Source organism: Aeromonas allosaccharophila (assembly GCF_000819685.1).
In the GTDB taxonomy this organism is placed as follows: domain Bacteria; phylum Pseudomonadota; class Gammaproteobacteria; order Enterobacterales; family Aeromonadaceae; genus Aeromonas; species Aeromonas allosaccharophila.
In genome coordinates this window covers 31,930-52,406 of the sequence record NZ_CDBR01000082.1, presented here as the reverse complement: position 1 = coordinate 52,406, position 20,477 = coordinate 31,930, and the positions used below count along the sequence as shown (strand labels likewise).

Here is a 20,477-nt window from a genome sequence, read left to right as displayed (position 1 = left end):
TTTTTAGTTGTCTTGGCGGATTTTTGTGCTCTTTCTATGTTTCTTGTCACTTTACCCATGGGGTGTCTGCAGCGAGGGAATGGCGAGCCAGAGTCCGGGCTCGGCGGCAAAGCGCGGGGCAAACCAGTGCTGGCGCACTGCAGTTGGCATCTCGCTCGCAGCGATGGGGCGGCGACTGAGGCGGCAGGCTCCCTGAGAGAGCGCCAGCGCCGCATCTCCCTTGTACCAGCCATCGGTCACCGGCAGTGCCGTGGTTTCCCGCAGCAATCTTACCCCCCACTGGGTCACCAGCGCCGGGCAGCTTTTCTCTGCGAGCCTTGCTGCCTGCACCATGGCGGGCGGACGGGGCAGGGTGAAGGTCGCGCCGAGCAGCAGCAATCCGGCGACTGCGACCACCCACTCGCCACGGCGCGGCAGCCAGCCTGTCAGCAGCACGAGACCGAGCAGGGTGACGGGGGCCAGATGGCGGGGATTGTCAGGGTTCTGGCCAAACAGGGTCCAGAGCAGCAGGGCGAGCCAGTAGAGCGTCCAGAGCGGAGATAGGGCTGCCTTGTGATCTTTTGACCGTTGCCAAAGCGGCAGCACCAGCAATGCCCCCATCAATAGCGGCCAGAGCGGGGTCAGCTGATCGTTGAAGGTGCTCGCCCAGCTCAGCAGTCGATCGCCGTGGGCCGCCGCCGTGTTGCCCCAGAGGGTAAAGTGGCCGTCGGTAAAGCGGCGCCCCTCGCTGAAATAGGCCCAGCCATCGGCTTGCCAGACAAAGAGCAGACTGATAAGCCCAACCAGCGCGATGGGGAGCACAAATCTGATGCGTGTTCCCTTTTGCGCCATCCCCAGCCACAGGGGCAGTAGCGCCAGCACAAAATAGGAGGGTCGCAGCGCCAGCAATAGACCCAGCAGCAGACCCGCCAGTGCAATTCTGCGCTGCTGCAAGGCCAAGAGCGCCCCGAGCCAGGCGGCGAGCGCGGGCCCGTCCGAAAGGCCGGAGAGCGCCAGCGTCGGGGTGAGCGGCAGTGCCAGCACCAGCAGCCAGACGGGTGCCAGCAGGCTTGGCCGTTGCCATAATCTCACCGCCAGCAAGGCGGCGAGCGGCGCCAGCAAACTGCTACCGAGCAGGCTTGCCCACTGCACCGCACGGGCCGGATCGTCCACCAGCAGATTGATCAGCCGCGCCAGCCAGATAAAGGCGGGGTAGCCCGGAAAGTGGGGGGAGAACTCCAGCACGCTAAAGCGCGTCACCCCGTGGGCGAAATTGAGGGCATCGTCGGAATCGAGCGCCACCGGGAAGGCCAGCAGCCAGCCGAGCCAGACCAGTTGCAGCAGGATCAGCAAGTAGGGTCGATTAGCGAAGCGTAATCGGCCGTGGTGACGCCCCCCTTCTCCCCTTGCGGGAGAGGGGCCGGAGATGAGGGGGCCGTCGGCATCAATGAGAGGTCATCAAAGCGGCGCCAGCACGGCCATCAGCGCTTTTTCTGCATCGCTAAAGGCGGCGGCGTCGGCGGGCTTGGCGCCCACCCCGAATACCCCCGGGTTACCGATGGCGTCGAGCACCTTGGCCAACGCCTGTTCGGCCACCTTGCGATCCACTTCACTGAGGGAGGGGAGGATCAAGTCGAGGAAGCGCTTGCTCTTGACCACCAGCACCTTGGCGGTCTGGTAGTCGCCAAGATTCTGGCTGGCCCCTTCGAGGCGGCGCTCGATCTCCGCCTTGTAGGCCCGGTTGAGCAGGGCGGCGGTTGCTGCGGCGTCTTTCCCCTTGATGGCGGCGGCCAGCGGCCCTTGCAGCTCCACCTTGTGGTGCTGTTCCAGATAGGTCAGCTCGTCGGCAATCTCGCTCAAGGTGGCGCTGGCATCCTTGCCGTCAGTGGCGGCGGTCAGCAGTGCCTCGCGGGCGTCGATCAGTGGCTCCTTGCCGGCGGCGGCGTAGGAGTAAGCCTGCGCCTGCCCGCTCAGGGTCAGCAGCAGGGTGAGGGCGAGTAAACCCGGGCGGATGGTCATCCTGTTCTCCTTTCTTAGCCAAGAGGCTATTCCAATGGCGCGGCCCTCAGGCCACGCTCTGGGTCTCGATCACGGTGTTTTCGTTGCGATGGTTAAAGATGGCGTGGCGTCTGTCCACCCCGTCGATCACCACATTCAGGGGCCATCAGGCCACGCTCTGGGTTTCAATCACGGTATTTTCGTTGCGATGATTGAAGATGGCGTGACGTCGGTCCACCCCGTCGATCACCATGTCGGCGGCCATCATCCCCATCTCCATGGCGGTGTCGGTGAAGATGTAGCGGAATGTCCCCTGACGGCCGGTCATGATGAGGTTATTGATCGGCATCAGCGCCTTGATCGCTTCGTTGCGGCGGGCCTGATAACCAAGATCCATCAGCGGATAGGCGTACTCGCTGCGGGCTTCGAAGGTCTCATCGCCAAGCTTGGCGGTATCTACGCCGAGGCTCGCCAGATCAGCGATGACCCGACCGCGCAGATCGGCCAGCGGTGCCTGCCAGGTGGCATCGCCCGGGTTGCAGGGGATCTCCAGCATCACCGAGGTCTGGCCCTGAGGCGCCATAAAGGGGCTGCGGCGGCGCGGCTCCTGCAGGCGGGTGGCCAGAATATGGGGGTCGGAGAGGTACTGCCAGGTGTTGTCCGACAGGTTTTCCTGTTTCAGCGGCATATTGACGAAACGCAAGGAGCGGTAGTGCAGATCGCACGGCAAGCCCAGATGCTGGCAGGTGAGCGGCAGCGGCAGGGTGGAGATCACCTGATCAAAGCGCTCGCTCTGCTCAACGTCATCTTGTTTCCAATACACCCGTTCGATGCGGCCATCGGCCTGCTCAAGGCGGGTGATGGTGGCGCCGGTTTTCAGCTCAACGCCTTCGGCAACTAACCGCTCGCCCAAGGTGGTGAAAATCTGGCCGAAGCCATATTTGGGGTAGCGGTATTTGCGGGCATAGGTGCGCACCGAGAGGTTGCCGTTGCGTCTTGGCAGCAGGCGGCGCGCCACGTCTTTGAGATCGATCAGGCTGATGCGTTGGCCGGCCCAGTCGGCGGAGAGCTTGTCCGGGTTGATGCCCCATAGTTTGCCGGTGTAACCCTCGAAGAACTGGCGGTAGAGGGTGCGACCGAAGTGACTCTGGATCCACTCGGCAAAGCTCGCCTTGGCAAAATCATCCGGCTTCTTGCTAAAGGGCAACAGCAGCAAGTCTTTTACCGCACCGGCCATCAGGGCGAGCGGCGCCGTCTTGAGCAGGTTGGGCAGGTTCAGGGGGTAGTCATAGGTGCGCCCGCCAAAGCGGATGACGCTCTTGCGCTCGGCGTGGAGCAGATCGTCCCCCATCAGCTCGTCGATAAAGGCGAGCAATTCGGGGTTCTTGGTGATAAAGCGGTGGCCGCCGTAGTCAAAGCGATACTCCCCATCGCGTCCCTTGAAGGTCTGGGTGGCGCACATGCCGCCGACCACCGGCTCCTGCTCGAACAGGGTGACGGCAAAACCGGCGCGGCGCAGGCGCCAGGCCGCCATCAAACCGGCGGGGCCAGCGCCCAGCACTGCAATGCTTTTCTTGTTGTTATCGCTCATGACCTATTCCGAAACTGCTTGATAGATAAGGGAACCGCGCCAAGGCGCGGCTCCTGAATAGTGTTGTTACCCCGTGGCCTTGTTGCCACAGGGCGTGTTGGCTCAGCCCTTGCTGGATGCGGCGTTCACCTGCGGGCGATAGCTGCGCTGCCAGAGGGTAACGAAGATCGCCAGATAGAGGGCCCAGGTCAGCAGCTGCAAGCCAGCTGGTGAGGCATTGTAGCCAAACAGGGCGCGCAGGAAGGTACCAAATACCCCCTGATCGTCGAGAATGTGGCTGATGTCGAACACCGGCGTGGTCCAGAAGGTGATGATCTCTGCCGCCTGCAACATGTTGACGGCAGACGAGAGCAAGCCTGCGGCGATGATGATGATAAGCAGGCCGGTCCAGCGGAAGAAAGGAGCCAGCGCCACCTTGCGGGTGGAGCGCAGCAGCCCCCACACCAGCGCGATGGAGACCAGCAGCCCCGCCAGCGCGCCTATCAGGCCGGATTGCAGATCCACCCCTTGCCCCGAGTAGAGCAGGGCGGAGAAGAAGAGCACGGTTTCAAACCCTTCGCGTATCACAGCAAGGAAGGCAAGCAGCACCAGACCAAACAGGTTGCCGCCATCGATGGCCGCATCGATGCGCGCCGTCATGGCCCCTACCTGGGATTTGGCCTGCTTTTGCATCCAGATCGCCATATAGGTGAGCACCAAGGTGGCGAAGATCAGGATCCCCGCCATCAACAGGTGGTTGTAGCGCTCGCTCTCGAACTGGCTCACCACCACCTGGAACAGGAAGGCGACGATCAGGGAGGCGACAAGGCCAAGCCCCACCCCCAGATAGATGAATTTGTTGTAGCGGCTCGCCCCCAGCTTGGCGAGGTAGGAGAGGCAGATGCCGACCAGCAGGAAGGCTTCCAGCCCCTCGCGCAGGGTAATCAGAAAACTTGCAAACATCAGGATTGAGGCTCCGTAGCGGGCGTGACGAGGAGAGGCTGCAAGGTAAGTTGCAACCGATTTAGCTGCACTATGGGTGGCTCCGGCAAGCTGGGCTCGGCGGCGCGCACCGCATCATTGACCCACTTGGGGTAGGTGCGGAAATTGAGTTTGATATCGGCCTTGAAGGGCCCTTGGGCATCAGCGGGCAGCGGCCAGGCTTCATCGCGCCAGCCATCGGCCGGAATGCGGGTATCTTCTAGCAGTTTGGCGTAGCGCCAGAACTTGAGCCCCACCGGCTTGCCCTCGGCATCGCCGAACACTTTTCTGAACAGTCGCGCATCCTCGGGGACAGCGCCATCCACCGGCTGGCCGCTGGCAAGCACCACCTTGCCGCTGGCGTCGGTGACGGTCAGCTCCAGCCAGAGTTCACGAAAATCGGCCACCCCGGTGGGCAGAGCATGGCCCGCGCCGGTATTGGCGACTCTTACTACCAGCGAAGGTTGGCCACTCTGGTTTTCAATGCGGGCTGAGAGGGTAGCGCTGGATCGCAAGAGCGCCAGGCTCTCCTGCTCAAGGTCGGGATTGCGCAGCCCCACCAGCTGGTGCTGGGCGCCGGTGAAATTGTGGCGATAGAGCCGCGCTTTCATGGTGCCATTTTCGGTGGACTGGCCCGCCACCGGCGCGCCGCCATTGCCCGGCGCCGGGTTCATATGGCAGTCGATGCAGGTGCGCCGCTTGGCGGGATCCTCCGCGTTCGCGAAGCTGGATTTTTCCCACTCGTCCCAGGTGTTGACGATATTGGCGCCGGTGCCCGGGGCAAACTCGTTGTGGCACGATTTGCACAGGGCTGCGTCGCGGTAGAAATTCTTCTGGTAGGAGGCTTTGTGGGCCGCCGGACGGGCGTTGATCTGCCGCTCCGCCAGCCAGTGCTGGAGGCTGCCGCCCGGTGCATCCTCGAACACATAGCTCTCGCGGTCTTTCAAATTGACCGTAAAGGCGCTGTTGCCGCCCGCGTCTTCCACTTTGGTGATGCGATGGCAGAGTACGCAGCCGGTCCCTTCTTCAACCACCGCTTCGCCAGCCTTGTGGGCGGCAATCAACGAGGCACCGCCCTGCTCGAACATGTGGGAGCCCTTGGGCAGATCGAGTTGGCCTGTCATCACCTGCTGGGGCATATGGCAGCCCTGACACCACTGCCCGAACGCTTCCCCCTCGGTTTCGCGGGCCTGCGCCTGCACCACCTTGTAGTAGGGGTGGGAGTTGCCCATCAGCCGGTGGTTGCTCTCGCTCCAGTCCTTGAACGCCTGTTGGTGGCAGTTCTGGCAGGAGGCGGAGTTGAGCCACGCTTTCGGGTGAGTGGTCGGTGCCTTGGCGGGATCCGTGCGCGGGGCATCGAGCCGCAGCCAGTTGGCGAGATAGGGGAGGTTGCCATCGGCGGTGACGAAGGCGTGCAGATCTTCCATCATCGCTTTCACTTCCGGTTGGGGCCTCGCGGGGTCAACTGTCTCGGCCCCATCGCGGGTGTCATGCCCCATGCCGCCCTGGGTCTGCTGGGTCATGCGCAGGTATTCGCCGACAAAATCCCCCGCCACCATGTTGCTGAGGTTGGCGTGCCCGTTGATGGCGTTGTCGCCGCTCTTCTGGCGATGGGCCGACATCAGATAGCGGTTGGTGAAGTTGAACCCGTCCAGATGGCAGGAGTTGCAGCTCATCCAGTTGTCCCCCGCCATGGGGAAGCGACTGTTCGCCGCGGTATTAGCCTGGTTGAACAGCCGCTCGCCGCGCTGAAGCGGTTCGGGGCGGGGATCTGTCTCTACCAGCTTGGCGAAGTGGGGCACATCGACGGTGACCCGGGCAAACGGGCCGCTGCCGCCGCTATTGAGGCGGGTGAGATCCTGCCCCATGGCGTTGTGCACCAGAATATGGTCACCGTCGATCAGCAGATCCCGCGGATTCTGGCCCGGCAGGTGGCGCAGGAGCTGGGTCGCCTTGGCGCCCCCCTGAAACTTCTTGCGGCGGTGGCGGTTGTTGTTGGACTTGCCGCTGCGGGAGAGATCGAACACCAGCAGATCTTCCGAGCCCGCCAGGGTCAGATAGACCCGCTTGCCATCGGCGGCGAAGCGCGCGGCGAACGGGTTGGAGACGATCTGGCTGCGGTTGCCGACGCTTGGCAGATTGATCTGCAAAAAGAGCTGCTTTCTTTCATCGACCCGCTCTTTCGCCTCATCCAGATCGATGATGGAGACCGCCGGAAAGACGGTGCTCTGAAACTGGAAGGGGTGATCGAAACTCCACAGCACGTGGGGCAACCAGGCCTCGCTGCCATCGGGGGAGAGGGCGATGCCATCGAGCAGGCGTGGCAATCCTTGAGAGTCGCTTGGGGTGTCGCTGTGGGTCTCGGCCAGGGTAATGAGCTTGGGCTTGGGAAGCGAAGATCCCTTGGCGCCGTGGCCAAGCTTGGCGAGATCATAGATAGCGAGCTGGCCGGTCATGGCGTGGGTGAGCAGCAGGCGATCGTTGTCGGTCAGGGCCAGCCCGCGGGGTGTCTCGGCGGTTTTGGTATCCAGCTGGAGGTTGCCCGACCTGTCGTAGGCCTGCAGGCGAGCTGATTCGAACAGTGTGACCCAGAACCACTGCCGCTTGGGGTCAAAGATGACCCCGTAGGGGCGATGGCCGGTGGGGATCGCCTTTTCCAGGGTGAGATCATCATCCAGCAGCAGCAGGCGATCGCCGCTGTAGTCGGTGACCAGCAGGGTGCCGTCATCGGCGCGGGCAAGCTGGCGCAGATCGCCCCCCAGCTGCACCTCCTTGAGCCACTTGCCGCTATCGCGCTCAAGCAGGGTGACCGAGCCTGCGCTCAGGTTGGCGGTGACGAGGCGCGGGCTTTGCCCCTCCTCATAGGCGATCATCCCGGCGCCCATCTGCTGGGCCAACGCAAAGGGGCTGGCCAGCAGCAAGATGAGGGTCAGCAGGGGTGACAAATATGCAGAGAACGATGACTTCAACATGGGATCAGGAGCGCCATTTCAAGATGGTCCAGCGCCAGGCGTGGCGCAGCACCAGAGGAGTTAACGCCAACGCGCTCAGCCAGTGGGCCCAGCTGGCGAGGTTGCCCATGGCATCGCCCGGGGTGCCGTGCAGCACCAGCAGCAGGCCGCTGGCCAGACAGACCAGCAGCAGGGCTTCGATAATCCGCCCCGTGGTGCGCAAAAAGGGTTTGCTGCTGCGGTTCAACAACGAGCGGTGGGAGAGCCAGAAGGCGCCAAACAACAGCGGAAACAGGGTGAGCGAGAGCATCACGTGCAAAAACAGATTCCAGCGCGCCAGCGACCAGATCGGGGTCAGCGGCTCCCACAGCAGCAGGCCGGAGAAGAACATCAGGTAGAGGGTGCCCTCGGCGGCCTGATGGTGGTAGGCCAGCCACTGCCAGAATTGTCGGGGTGAGAGGGAAAGGCTTGTCATAAAGGCTCCAGCACCCGGGCGGGGCAGCCCGGGGGAGCAAGTTTATAACGCAGTAAGAGTAATGAAAAGTGTTATCAATTGTATTGCTGGTGAATCAAGGCTGAACAAGCACAGTGATCAAGCCCGACTATTTGTGATCCGCCATCCGCTCGGTCACCGCATAGATGAGCGCGGCCAGCGAGAAGGCGAGAAACACCACCACGGACCACTTCATCTCCACCTCATTGGTGATGCCATCTTCGAGAAATGCCTTGAGCACCTCGACCCCGGCGATGGTGACCAGCGAGTTGATGACGATGAGCTTGAGGGAGGCAAAGTTGATCTTGCTGAGCCAGTTGTCGCCGATAGCCTCGCGCTGCTCCTGAGTCTGGATAAATTGCACATAGCCGCAGACTGCCACCAGGATCAGCATCTGGGCTACCAGCACGAAGTCCACCAGTGTCAGCACGCCGGTGATGAGGTCCATGTAGGGGATCTCGATGATGTTGATGCAGAGCAGATAGAGCTGCATGGCAAACTTCACCATCAGCAGGGCCACGCACACCAGAATGCAGACGTAGAAGGGGAACATCATCAATCGGCTGCCATTGAGCATGAAATTGAATCGACGCATGAAAACTCCGATGTTGGGAACAGGGGTAAATAGAGTGAGTATGACGCGAGCAGCCCGCAGCGTTGTACCACTGTGGGGACTCATTATGCCGGGTCGCCCCCTGCTTGCGCCTATAAAAAAATAAAAAGCCATCATAAAAAATAAAACCGCATCCCGCCGTCTTATTTATGATTTTTCCCTGCCGTAACATGCCGCTTCTCGATTCCGGGGGCGATAGCCTCCCTCCTATTTATCAGGCTAGGCCACCGTTAGTGGCCGCTTGCCAGGAGTGTTGCGATGCGTATTGGTCTGCTATTGGGTATGGGTGTACTGGTTGCAAGCGGGGTTCAGGCGCAAGATCTGGGGGCAATTCCCGGGGAATCTGGTTTTTCCGGCAGTGTGCTGGCAGGGGCCAGCGTTGGCGAGACCAGGTCCAATTTTGCCACGGGAAGTGCAGGTAGCGAGCGGATTGACGCACTGGGGGCGGCGGTAAAGCAACACAATGTTGCACCGGCGATCAACGGGGATCTGCGCTACACCTTTGCCTCCACCGGCAGTCAGTTATTCTTGGGCAACCTCATTCAGGATGCCATTCGCGGCGACGGCACCCAGCAGTTCGGGCTGCGCCAGCAGCTGGGTGACAAGGGGATCGTGGCCGGTTCGCTGGTGTTCAATGCCACCCCGGTCAAGGTGTGGCGCGATCCCTTTGCGGTGGGGGTGGCACGTCAGGAGAGCGAGGTGCGCTCCCACGGTGCCCGTCTGGCATGGGACAACATCTGGCGCAGTGCGCTCAGTGGCAGCGTCACCAGCCGCGACGTCAAGGTGGATGAGGAGTCCAGTGGCGAGCAATATTGCCGTGCGGTGATGGGGATGCTGGATCGCAATGGCCGGGTCAACACCGCCGAACTCTCCTACCAGTTCCGGCTGGCAGACGATCAGTTCCTCGAGCCGGCATTGCGCTACCAGAAGGCGGATCTGGCGGGCAGTGCCGAGTCTTATGTGAGCAAGGGGTTGCAGCTCACCTACGCCAAAACCTCGCCCCGCTGGTCGTTTGTCAGCAACCTCTATCTGGGCAAACGCGACTATGACGAGGCCAACCCGCTGTTTGGCCAGTGTGCCGACAGCCGCGACATGGCCATTGATGCCACCCTCTTCTGGCACCAGCTGTTTGGCATCGTACCGCTCTCTGCACTCCTCAGCGCCAGCTAAGCCAATGCAGACTCCGGGATCGACTTTTACGACATTCGCTCCACCAGCATGACCACGGGCCTGCTCTACCGCTTCTGATCCCGGCATCCGGCAGCGAGATGAGGTGCACACACTGGGGCTGGTCAATCCAGCCCCTTGTTGATGGGGTGGCGCGCAATAGACAATTCAAGCTGTGTGCAGGCTGGTCATCGCATGCCGACAAGAGACGTTATGGCAGAGGACATTTGAGGGGAGCGCGTGGCAGGGAAGGGGGCGAACAGCAGATACGAAAAAGCCCAGCCAAAAGGCTGGGCTTTAGAATTTGGCTCCCTCGACAGGACTTGAACCTGTGACATACGGATTAACAGTCCGCCGTTCTACCGACTGAACTACGAGGGAAAAGTGGCTCCTCCCAAGGACTTTAACCCGTTATCTACGGATTGGATGTTCGCCGTTCTACCGACTGAACAAAGGAGGAATTGCCTGTCTCGTTAAGACGGGGCGGATAATAGTAATCTATCTAATAAAAGTCAATCAGAAAGACATGCAGAATCAGGTAGCTTGCAAACTGAATCGCTAGAAAAAAAACGCCGCAGCTATGGGCTACGGCGTTGTCATATGATACCGATTAATTAATCATCTCATGGCCGTTGCTCATCAGCCATCATCTCCAACCGAAAATCCTCGTTATCAGCCTCTATCTGCAGCTTTCGATCTTCAACTGCATCGGCAAGTGCATCCAGTCGGGTCACCCTCGGCGCAGCTCTTAGCCTATCTGGCACAGCAACCCCAAAATGCTGCCCAATCAACTCAAAAACCCTGTAGAGAAACTGATTACGCCCCCAGTCAGGAGTCTGCGCAATCAGGGAGAATAGTTGACGCTCGAACTGGGGCGTTTGGGCCAAGCTAGGCATATACTGTTTTATCAAGTAGGGGAGCTCGCGACTCCCGTACTTGGGTTTACGAGCCTTCATGGCGGAGCTAAGATAATGGGCCTCCGCAAGAATTTGACGGCCATATTGTTGTTCAGGCATGTGATATCTCCATAGAATTCAGACGACTTTTAACTTCATCAAGACGCTCGGGCTTGAATAAAGGCTCAAGGGGGTATTCAGGGACTTGTCGTAGCAGCAGAGCCAACACCCGCAGCACCTCGCCAGTAACAGGCACGACATTCTCTGGCAGAGCGGCCCGCTTGCTGTTCTTGCAGGTGTCAACCGTAACGGGCAAGCCCACCGATGTCAGCAACGCCGAAATCTCGCCATAAGTCATCGTATGGTCGTACCACGATTTCTGCACCAGTGAACGGGTCAGGATCCGGGTCAAGATGCCCAGCGAACCATCCTCTCGGATCCGCATCGTGGAACCTTGCAGGGCCAGCGCAGATTCGTAGTAGTCCTCCCAACTAGCCCAGTCCTCCAGGGTCTTGAGGCAGTTGTCCTCTCGCCACCCATCGAAACGGGCACGGCAATGATCCGCCATGCCAGCATCGTCCCAAGGCACCGTATCGCAAGCGATGTGCGTTTCACCGGCAACCTCAACCATCCGTGGGTTCACCAGCTGCCGCTTCTGGTCGAACTCATAACTCAGCCTGATCTTCTTCTGTATTTCGATCAGATCGCTTTCCGTCAGCCACTGCTCCCGAAGCGAGATCAGGTGACTGGCGTCGATCTTCTGTCCTGGCTCACGGTCAAGGTAGAGCCGCATGATCCATTCGTTCTGCTCCTCTGTCGTTCCCGCACACTTAACGCCAGCTTTAGCCAGCACAGGGGGCGTATCACCTTGGATAGCGGTGCATTGTCCCCGCGTTTTGATAGACACAATCTGGCGAGCATGGTGCTTCAGTTCCAGCATCGGCACGGGGTCGCCACTCTCATCACCATGCAACTGCTGACACAGCGCCTGATAACGACGACACAGAGGCCCAGTCTGGTCGAGCTCCTCCAAAGGGGCATCAGTGAGGAAACCATCGGTAGTGACCGATACCACCGTGCGATGTAAGGGGATCCGGTGAAGCAGCTCGCCACACACAGCCCGGATCAGGCCCGTTGTATGAGCCGCCATGTATGGATTAGTCACAGCCGAGGACCCAATCTTCTTGCTCAAACCGGTAGCAGTATCGAACGCAGTCTTATCGCTTAGCCCCTGGGCCAATTTTCCGTAAAGGCTGTTTCCAATCTCCTTGATCATAACCTCTTCCAGACTCTTCTTGGGGAGGGCTTTGCGTCGCTTCTGGATCATACTGGTGAACGACTCGAACAGGCGGGGGCTGTTCACTACCCAAGGGACGATGACCCCATGTTTGATTTCGATTGTCGCTCCCATAGCCAAAGCAAGCTCAATTTCAGGCGCAGTGACATAGGCGTCACCTTCAAGAGGAAAACGCAGGCCATATTGTTCAGAACGCACCGGTATGCACGGATAGCGGGTGACAGCAGGGAATTTAAACGTCACGTAAGCAAAGCCCATTACATGTCCAACAAAAGCATTGGGATTGTCGGTCATGTAAGCCTTGGCGTAGTCGGGCACCAGCAAATCACAAAGCCCAGTTGTATACGCTCCCTTCAAATCCCAGTCATACCAGTGGCCTTCGATGGTGGGTCCCACCATGAAAGACTCATTGCGGCCACCCATGTAACAATCAATAGCCAACGTCTCGAACAAGCATCTCGAAGGGTTAGACCGCTTGTTGCGCTTGGTGGTCACCTTACCGTTACGAGCGTTCCACTCTACATGAGACACGCTCCGCATACCGAACGATGCCATGTCATCAATGCCGTGTTCAGCCAACAAGCGGCGGAACACATTGACCCCAACAGCGCCGAGTGAACGAGGTAAGGCAGTGAGCTTAAACTCATGCGCCAAGTAGTCTTGCACCTTGAGGGCATACTTCACAGCTAACTCAGCATCTCGAAGGGCATATCGCTCGTAAGCCACCTTGTCACCAGCCAGTAGCTCATTCATGCGTTCAATGCTGTAACCTGCGGGGATCTCAACCTTGGGCAGCCCCAGCATGTCACCGAGCGCTGACAGCGGTGACTTGTTGGGAGCCAGAAACAAGGTGTCGACGAATTGAATAATCGACTTCTGCGGTTTCCGGTGTTTGTCCTTCAGAAGTATCGGGGCAGGGCTCGCCTTACGGGAACGCACCGTAGTCTCATCGACGCCATAGCCGCTGTCAGTGAGCACTCGACCCACCACACTGCCACCCTGTCCATTGACGCGAGTCTTCATCTTCCAGAAGGACTGAAAAGTACTCAAATCGGCGCGAAGGAAATGAGCAACCACGATGATTTTTCTCGGCCATTCTTTAATCACTCCAGCAGCACGGCAATCCTCGACCATCATGGAGATCAAATCCTCAAAGCCGAAGCGCTTGCCAGCATCGGGATAGTAAATCTTGCCTAACTCCGTACCGTCCTCGTTGATGCAATAGGTTTGATAAGACAGCACTTGGTTTCTGTTGCCGTCGGCTACCCACTCGGCATCGAGTCCCACATAAAGATCGGCACCGTCAGCTAAGGTAACGGGAGCGAGGTCAAGGGGACGCGTTGCAGAGCCGGGAGTTTTCATCAGCGCGAACGGGTTCGGCGGGGTGAACAGGTCGGTAAGGTCGGGGGCGGCATCGCCCGAGGGAGGCGGAGTCATCAGTTCACGGAGATCGGGGGGATCTAGCATGAAAAGCTGGGTTATTGATTCAGCGAGGAATGAGGGGGTGTACGGGAGCGGTACCCTTTCAAGAGGCATTTTGTGTTCACTTTTCATATAAACTCCAAATTTTTGACGTAAAAAAAAGGCTCCTCAGTGAGAGGAGCCTTGCTTAGGGGTGACGCTGTTTTTAGGCGGTCATCTTGGATACGATATCGTCACGGATCGCCTTAGCGGTTTGGTTGTCCGCCTCCGAGACCCATAACAGCTTTTCGCCTTTGGTATTCAGCAGCATGACGCCGTGGTCGGGATAATGGGCGCAAGATCCGATCAAAGAGATCAAGACTGCGTCGCCAGTGGGCAGGGTGATGAACGATGGCTTGGCCATAGTAGATTCCTCAATTAAGTGTTTAAGTTTCATCGGGACCCGAGCACAAGCTCGGGAAGGGGGGGGACGAGTCAAATAGCCGTTCAATTCAGGCGGTTTGCGTCGGATCTGCAAATAGCCGTTCAATCCCGCAGACTTCAGCGGTGCTATTAATGGCCGTTCAATCCTGTTGATCGCGCCAACTCAATTCACTCGTCCTTATAGATATGTTGTTCTTTTCGGGGTCTTAAACTAGAGGAGTGCCAGGTACGGTGAACGGGTTCACCAAAACGGCCAGCGATCCAAGCAGGGTGCGGAGCCTAAAAAAACAGCGCTAATAAATGGCAACGAAGACGAGACAAGAAGAAGAGTTCGCGACCAGCAGCTGATCAGATCTGCAATGGAGCCGAGCCCCCAGAGCAATTCCGATGTCCTGCGCACGACTCAAACTGGGGAAACCGCGTCTGATAAGAACTGCTGCCATGGTGTAGTAGTGCTGTTGGGGATGGTGCAGATCCACCGCACCGTCCCTATCATGAGCGACTGATGGATCTTGGTGGCTGCGCGAGCGGGATGTTCCAATTCCAGAGAACGACGTGAGCATCATCGGAGCCCCCCATCGCAGATTAACTTCATGGTCATACTCCAGATAACCGTATAGGCAACATGGCAGGGGATGGAGAGCGCTACGATGGGGCGTGTGATCCGCTCTCCATCCCCAACGACGTTATTACCCCGCTCTACCATCCCTTGATATGCTTGCTTTCCCGAGTTTTCACCTTGCGCGTATCCCCCGAATCTGCGCCATCGTGTTAGTACTAGATTTGCCTCCCTGCGTCATTACTCCAATAACGGTGTCGGTAGGCCCGTTGGTATAGATAAAGGCACCTGACCGCCGTTGTGAAAACGCAAGCAATGAGCCCAACTTGCTATTCCTCTGTAGATGACTTCCTTAGCCCACCCGAGATGCGAAAGGGCTACGAACGGTGCTGAAAATGGCGGTTAAACTGCGCGAAAATCCGAAAACGCGCCGATGTGAATTTCGGGAGTCCATGCGGGGCATGGGCCCGTGGGGTGGTGTGTTATGCCCGTTGGGGATGAGGGTGAGCCCCACCCGCCCTCATCTGGGGCTCTGCCCCCCTGATCCGGCTTCAGCGTGAAAAAATGTGGAGCAAATGGAAGGGGAAACTTCTCCTCTCCAGCCTTCTCTGTCAGCGTTGTCCGCTGGCTTCTCTGGTGGCCAGACTGTCTTGGTCTCTTACTTGGTTTCCTCGGCGTCTCTGAGTCGAGCTTGTCTTGTTGGCTAGAGTGGGGGCACGCCCTCCGGGCTGCTTGTTATAAATATGTTTGGCCTGCAGAGCCCATATTTTCTGTCTAACCCTTGTCATCGTCTGACGGTGCAGCGAGCCTCTGGCCGCTACCCAATGCAGGATAGGCTGTTTCATGCGCATTGGCCCCGCGCACCCCACGTAACTGCAGCCCTATGCCATCAGAAAAAAGTAAGGCGAGATCACTCCCGCCTCATGTCATCAGCCTTCGTGTCGTGCCACCTTTCTTATCCCACACGTTTCAACCCAAGCGGCTCTGAGTTTATCGCGCTGTTGATAAGCAATGCCTGTTCCACACAGTTCGCCACTTGCGCGCTGGTATGGCGCAATCTGCTGGCGTGTAGGTGGGCATACCGTTGACTGGATTGGCTGCTTGAATGGCCCAGCTGGGCCTGTACGTCATACAAGGTTCCGCCACTGGAGACGATCAAGGCTGCAACGGAGTGGCGGCAGGTATGGATGCATACTGGCCCTTCAATCCTCGCTCGCTTGAGCATCCGGTTAAATGGTCTGGTGACGTTGTTGAGCGGCTGACCCTGTTTCTGTCCTGGAAACAGATAGGGGTTTCCTTCAATGGGGTGGGTCTCCTTGAGGATCTGCATAGCCATATGGTTGAGGTGGAGGATCCGGCTTTTCCCATTCTTGGTGTGGGGGATGAACAAGGTTAGCTGGGATTGATCGAGGTGTTCCCACTTGGCCAGCCTCAACTCATCCTTACGCAACCCTGTCAGCAACAGCAGTTTGACGTACTGACCGGCATAACGGTTTTCATCGATATCCGCAGCCATAAACAGCCGCCTGATCTCCCCTTTGTCCAGATAGCGGGTACGTTGGTTGTTCTCGGTCAGGGTCTTGAGATGTCTCATTGGGTGTTGCTCCAGATAACCCATCCGAACGCTCCAAGTCAGGATCGCTTTGAGTAAGGTGGTGATCCGGTTGTTGGTGGCTGGCTTTACCTTGCTCAGCAAGTTGGTTTGCAGGGCTTGGCCCTGTTCCAGTTTTATTTCCGAGAGTAACCGTGATCCCAAGGCGGGTTTTAAGTGGTCACGAAAGCGTTGTGCATCATCCCGCCATGATCGTTTGTGGTGCATGGCATAGGGGAAGTAATGTTGTTCAAACAACTCGGTCAGGGTGAGTTCCTGCCGCTTATCTTCCTTCTGTTGCTTGGGGTCGATGCCTTGCGAAAGCAGCCGTTTATAGTCTGTGGCGATCTCTCTAGCCGTGTTCAGGTCTACATCGGGGAAGCGGCCTATGGATATAGCCCGTTTACGTCCTTGCCAGAGATAACGCAGCAGGAATTTCTTGGAACCTTCCCCTTTGCCTACCAAACATTTAAAGCCTGGGGTCTGGGTGTCACTGTATTCGGCTTCTGTTGATCTGGCATGGGGTGGGTTCGGTGGTAGCGCTTCAATGGCCTTTTGAGTGAAGCGAAATCGGGAGGGAGCATTTGCCATCGTCAGTCTCCTGTCATTTGATGAGTGGGGTGGGTTGGCTTGCCCAAGAAAAAACAGCACAGGGATGTCAATTCCTTGTGCTGCCGGGGTGAGATTGGGGATTGGCTGAGCCTAATGCTGGTCTTAGGCCAGAGGTGGAACAGGGCTTGGCCTACTTCCGGTCGATATCCGGTCTTCTGGGCGGAAAAATTCGTCAAGCGTAGAGATTTGCCGTCGGTGGCGACGAGCTGACGGATTGACCTAAACGGTTCCCGACGCTCCGTCGCCACCGACACGACTTTTCAGCTTTTTGCCTGAACTGGATCAGTCAGGTGTCACCGTCAGGGTGAAAACATCCATCTGGGCATAGCAGCAAAAGTTAAGCTGCCAGAGCTCAAACCACTCATGCACCTCTGCCAGTGACATTTTCCCCATCAACGAGTGGGTGTACTCACCCATGCTGAAATCGAAATCCAACTCCTTGGCCAACTCAGTGCACCAGCCTTGGCCCACATAGGCAAAGTCAGTGACATAGCGCAGATGCCAGCCGTCATCCCAGCGTTCTAGGCGGATCTCGACAGGGTGATAACCACCTGTGGTGGCACTGTAGTCTGGGTCTCGATAGTTGAGGGTCAGGGCTGCTGGTGTTGGACCATCTGGGATTTCATCAGGGAAATCCTCCAGCGCCGAGCTGATGGCCTGCTCCAGTAGCGTTTGCAGGTCGTGACTTATCCTCACAGGCAAGCCCGTGATAACGAGGGTAGGTTTCATATCTTGGTTCTCGTTGAGGTTGAGTAAAGGGGTAGGGGAGAGTAGGAGGCTGGAACGGTTACTGGGCTGCGTTGGTCGCTTCTGGGAGTTTGGCCTTCAGGCTATCGAACCACTCGGTATGCTTGCCCGTGATCAGATGGCCGAACCGGACGTCCGGTGCTGCCTTGGTCAACTCCAGATGGCGCAGCACAGCAGCCAAGAACCCCGCGTTATTGCTGCTGCCTTTGAAGTGCCAGATCACCTTGAACAGGCCGGAGGTAAATGCCTTATCCGGCTGTTGCTCGTTTAGCAGAACGACGACTTGTGCCAGACCGAACCACTCCTTGGAACAGAGACCTCCACCGCTGCTACCGGTCAGACGGATCAACAGTTCATCCTGTTCGGGTTCATGGCCAATCTCATAGCCCACGGTGGTAGTTGAGCCTGGCGAGAGCAGGGTGGCTACGCCACTGACCAAGACCACTTTGGCTGGTGATACTTGTATGCCATCAAACTTGGCTGTAGCAGTCGTATTTACTTGCTGTTTGGCTGCTTGCTTATCGGTTTTGGTATTCATGCTTAGCATCCTTCGAGATAGTCAGATAGTGGATTTCAGGTAGATAGTGGTGCCCAAATCAGGCGAGGTTTGATCTGGCTTGAGAGCAAAGGCCAGATGCAGAAATACAGGGAGTGGTGCAGACAAGGCATCAAACGGTGAGCCATAGCCAGAGAAGCGATATGCCTCCCATGCTTCGACAGCTGGGAGAGGCAGCCAGAACACGGCATCTTCAGCACAGTCGATCAGCTTGATAGTTCCCGCCGCTAGCCGCCAGTAGTCAGCGTAGTAACCGTTGTCGTCATCCCGGACTGACTCACCAGTGTGGGATGCTATCGAGATCAATACTTCGGGCGCTTCGCTGTGCAGGGACTTGGCCTTGAGCACGGTCGCCTCTTTGATCACGACCAGCAGCACAGGCTGATTTTCCTCTGGCAGGAACTCAGGAACATACATACCGTTTGTGATGACCTCTTGCATCAACAAGCTCAACGTCTGCCAGCTGTAGGCGTACCCCTTGAGCGTTTCGTGGGATGCGTATTTCCCTTCTTGAATGAACTCATCCATGGCTATCTCCCTCAGTCCGCTTGCCCAGTGATATAGCCGATCGTGCCGCCGATGATGGTGCCAGCGACGGCTCCTGGGATACCGCCTCTGGCACCGATACCGGCACCGGTGATAGCGCCTTTGATCGCCCCCTTGGTGCTGCCCTTTACCGTGAAATCAAAACTGCCGTCTCTCATAGGCTTGATGCTGATCGTGGCTACTTGTTTGCGCAAAATGTGACGGATAACCATGTTTTTTCCTTTGAATAGTGGATACGAAAAGGCCCTGAGTGGTTAGCTCAGGGCACTGAAGTGCTGGATAACATGAAAATAATATATGTTTGAAAGCTTAATGGACTCGGATGAGGTTTTTGATGTAAAGTTAAGTCAGTATATTTTTCAATGTACTATGAGTACATAAGGTAGGCTGTTTAATGGACAGTGTTGAGCGATTTAGAAAACAACAAATATTACGTTCTAAAATAAGGAACACTTCTGATTTAAATAAAACACCTTCCAAAGAAGGTGTTGATGACATTTTAAATGTGAAGATTGATGGAGAAAGAGTTGCCTCAGTATATTATGCAGGTAACATGCACTCACCTATTCAGGCTGATCCTCTTGCTGTACAGGCGTTGTTAGAGGAGCTTCATGATATGTTTAATCAGGCTGGATTAGACCAACTGTTTGGCAAGCTACGTTGTGAGGTGATCCAATCAATCGTTGGTCCCCTTGGCATCGGGAAGCTGGTTGGGAGTTATGATAAAGTCGGTGGTAATGTTGATACAATTCATAATGCTCGCAAGCATATATATGCAACTGAAGGTTCGAAAGCATCATATAAAATGCGTGGTGAATATGATAATACTATAAGTAACGTCGTACACAGGAATTCAAACTATATTGCACATAACAAACGACATACGGTTAACAAAAATACTGTTGGTGTTGAAGATGCGTACATTAAAGAAAGGATTTATTTTGATCAAAAAATGGATCTTGATCATGTAATATCAGCAAAAAAAACTCATGATGATCCTGGTAGAGTATTATCGGGTGTAAGTACTGATGTATTGAGCAATATTGATGAAAATTTGATGCCCACGGCGGCTTCAGTTAATCGTGCTAAAAAACAAAAGTCCCCAGCTGAATTTGTAAATTATCTAGAAAATACGGCGTCATCTCGCAAGAAAAGAATATCTGATTTACATCAAAAAAAACATTTTACTAATAAAGAAAAGAAAGAGTTAAATAAGCTAATAAAACTTGAGGCTGTTGACCATGATGCTGTAAGAGCTAAAGGTGAATTGGCTCAATCTGCACAAGATAAAATAGTTAACAGCACTTATTATCATGGGAATGATTTTCGTAAAAATATCTCGGAGACTAGTACGCATGAAGGCGTGAAAATGGGGCTTCAGCAAGCGCTAGGTTTATTATTAGCCGAACTTTTTACTGCATCAATGGATGAAATAAGAGATGCTGTTAAAAACGGGAAGGAAAATAGAGCGATATTTGAGGACATCAAGGATAGATTATTTCGAGTATCTAAGAGAGTTACCTTAAAATGGAAAGATGCTCTTGCTGCTTTTAAAGATGGTTTTGTTTCTGGTTTTATTTCAAATATTGTAACTGTGCTAATAAATGTTTTTGCCACTACCAGCAAGCGACTGGTTAGGATGATTCGTGAGGGTGTGTTTTCTCTTCTTAACGCGCTGAAAATTATTTTTTTTCCACCTGAAGGTCAATCACACACACAGGCTGCGCACGAATGTATAAAGTTGATCGCATCTGGTGTTATTATGGTCGGTGGCATAGCGCTAGAAGAAATAGTAGAAAAAAATTTGATTGCTAGTATTCCTTTCTTAGCTCCAGTTATCCCTATTTTTACGACTATCATTGTCGGGGCTATAACAGGTATATCAGCATCTCTAGTTTGTTATTTAATAGATAAAATGGATTTTTTTGGCGTAGTGAAAGAAGCTCGTGACATATTTGTTGTGGCGATGCTGGATAAAAATATAGTGTCATCGCTTGAGAACTGCACTGCCTTGGCTGATAACATCGATGAACTTTTAGGCAGATAAGTCATGTTTTTATGGCTTAAATAACATTA

Annotated in this window: 16 protein-coding genes, 2 tRNA genes and 1 pseudogene; 2 read left to right on the top strand and 17 right to left on the bottom strand. The window is 56.1% G+C overall.

What is annotated here, in order from left to right:
* Positions 1 to 51 precede the first annotated feature (51 nt).
* The 7 genes from BN1115_RS13970 to BN1115_RS13940 form a co-directional block, all read right to left on the bottom strand.
* Positions 52 to 1,332 carry a hypothetical protein gene (locus tag BN1115_RS13970; RefSeq protein WP_042657623.1) on the bottom strand — a complete coding sequence of 427 codons (1,281 nt, stop codon included), beginning with the start codon at positions 1,330 to 1,332 and terminating at the stop codon, positions 52 to 54.
* 105 nt (positions 1,333 to 1,437) lie between these two features.
* Complete coding sequence (locus BN1115_RS13965; RefSeq protein WP_042657622.1) at positions 1,438 to 1,998, bottom strand: hypothetical protein; 561 nt, start codon at positions 1,996 to 1,998, stop codon at positions 1,438 to 1,440.
* Positions 1,999 to 2,143: 145 nt separating this feature from the next.
* Positions 2,144 to 3,568, bottom strand: coding sequence for an NAD(P)/FAD-dependent oxidoreductase (locus BN1115_RS13960; protein WP_042657621.1), 1,425 nt, complete (start codon positions 3,566 to 3,568; stop codon positions 2,144 to 2,146).
* A gap of 102 nt (positions 3,569 to 3,670) precedes the next feature.
* Entirely contained in the window at positions 3,671 to 4,510 is an 840-nt protein-coding gene (locus BN1115_RS13955) for an FTR1 family iron permease (protein WP_042657620.1), read from the bottom strand.
* Positions 4,510 to 7,500, bottom strand: a complete 2,991-nt coding sequence (locus BN1115_RS13950; RefSeq protein WP_042657619.1) for a YncE family protein — start codon at positions 7,498 to 7,500, stop codon at positions 4,510 to 4,512. Before BN1115_RS13950 ends, BN1115_RS13955 begins: the two co-directional genes overlap by 1 nt.
* A gap of 4 nt (positions 7,501 to 7,504) precedes the next feature.
* Positions 7,505 to 7,954 carry a hypothetical protein gene (locus tag BN1115_RS13945; protein WP_042657618.1) on the bottom strand — a complete coding sequence of 150 codons (450 nt, stop codon included), beginning with the start codon at positions 7,952 to 7,954 and terminating at the stop codon, positions 7,505 to 7,507.
* 127 nt (positions 7,955 to 8,081) lie between these two features.
* Complete coding sequence (locus BN1115_RS13940) at positions 8,082 to 8,567, bottom strand: YqhA family protein (protein ID WP_042657617.1); 486 nt, start codon at positions 8,565 to 8,567, stop codon at positions 8,082 to 8,084.
* A 276-nt stretch (positions 8,568 to 8,843) separates the two neighbouring features.
* On the opposite strand from BN1115_RS13940, the pseudogene BN1115_RS13935 reads away from it, so the two are divergent.
* Positions 8,844 to 9,833, top strand: a pseudogene (locus BN1115_RS13935) (DUF2860 family protein).
* Positions 9,834 to 10,057: 224 nt separating this feature from the next.
* Here BN1115_RS13935 and BN1115_RS13930 read toward each other — a convergent pair.
* The 10 genes from BN1115_RS13930 to BN1115_RS13885 form a co-directional block, all read right to left on the bottom strand.
* A tRNA-Asn gene (locus BN1115_RS13930) sits at positions 10,058 to 10,133 on the bottom strand.
* Positions 10,134 to 10,137: 4 nt separating this feature from the next.
* Positions 10,138 to 10,212 (bottom strand) — tRNA-Gly (locus BN1115_RS13925).
* A 163-nt stretch (positions 10,213 to 10,375) separates the two neighbouring features.
* A complete protein-coding gene (locus BN1115_RS13920; protein WP_042062157.1) occupies positions 10,376 to 10,768 on the bottom strand; it encodes a hypothetical protein in 393 nt (130 codons plus the stop codon).
* A complete protein-coding gene (locus tag BN1115_RS13915) occupies positions 10,761 to 13,499 on the bottom strand; it encodes a DNA polymerase type-B family protein (RefSeq protein WP_050070518.1) in 2,739 nt (912 codons plus the stop codon). Before BN1115_RS13915 ends, BN1115_RS13920 begins: the two co-directional genes overlap by 8 nt.
* A 73-nt stretch (positions 13,500 to 13,572) precedes the next feature.
* On the bottom strand, positions 13,573 to 13,770 hold the full coding sequence (locus BN1115_RS13910) for a hypothetical protein (protein WP_042657616.1): 198 nt from the start codon (positions 13,768 to 13,770) through the stop codon (positions 13,573 to 13,575).
* A gap of 1,534 nt (positions 13,771 to 15,304) precedes the next feature.
* On the bottom strand, positions 15,305 to 16,531 hold the full coding sequence (locus BN1115_RS13905; protein ID WP_042657615.1) for a tyrosine-type recombinase/integrase: 1,227 nt from the start codon (positions 16,529 to 16,531) through the stop codon (positions 15,305 to 15,307).
* A 303-nt stretch (positions 16,532 to 16,834) separates the two neighbouring features.
* A complete protein-coding gene (locus BN1115_RS13900) occupies positions 16,835 to 17,281 on the bottom strand; it encodes a DUF2787 family protein (protein ID WP_042657614.1) in 447 nt (148 codons plus the stop codon).
* A 58-nt stretch (positions 17,282 to 17,339) separates the two neighbouring features.
* Entirely contained in the window at positions 17,340 to 17,837 is a 498-nt protein-coding gene (locus tag BN1115_RS13895) for a hypothetical protein (RefSeq protein ID WP_042657613.1), read from the bottom strand.
* 21 nt (positions 17,838 to 17,858) lie between these two features.
* Positions 17,859 to 18,383: a hypothetical protein gene (locus BN1115_RS13890; RefSeq protein WP_042657612.1), complete on the bottom strand. Its 525-nt coding sequence runs from the start codon at positions 18,381 to 18,383 to the stop codon at positions 17,859 to 17,861.
* Between the two features lie 11 nt (positions 18,384 to 18,394).
* Positions 18,395 to 18,613, bottom strand: coding sequence for a hypothetical protein (locus BN1115_RS13885; RefSeq protein WP_042657611.1), 219 nt, complete (start codon positions 18,611 to 18,613; stop codon positions 18,395 to 18,397).
* Between the two features lie 182 nt (positions 18,614 to 18,795).
* On the opposite strand from BN1115_RS13885, the gene BN1115_RS13880 reads away from it, so the two are divergent.
* Complete coding sequence (locus tag BN1115_RS13880; protein ID WP_128821557.1) at positions 18,796 to 20,448, top strand: lactate permease; 1,653 nt, start codon at positions 18,796 to 18,798, stop codon at positions 20,446 to 20,448.
* Positions 20,449 to 20,477 lie beyond the last annotated feature (29 nt).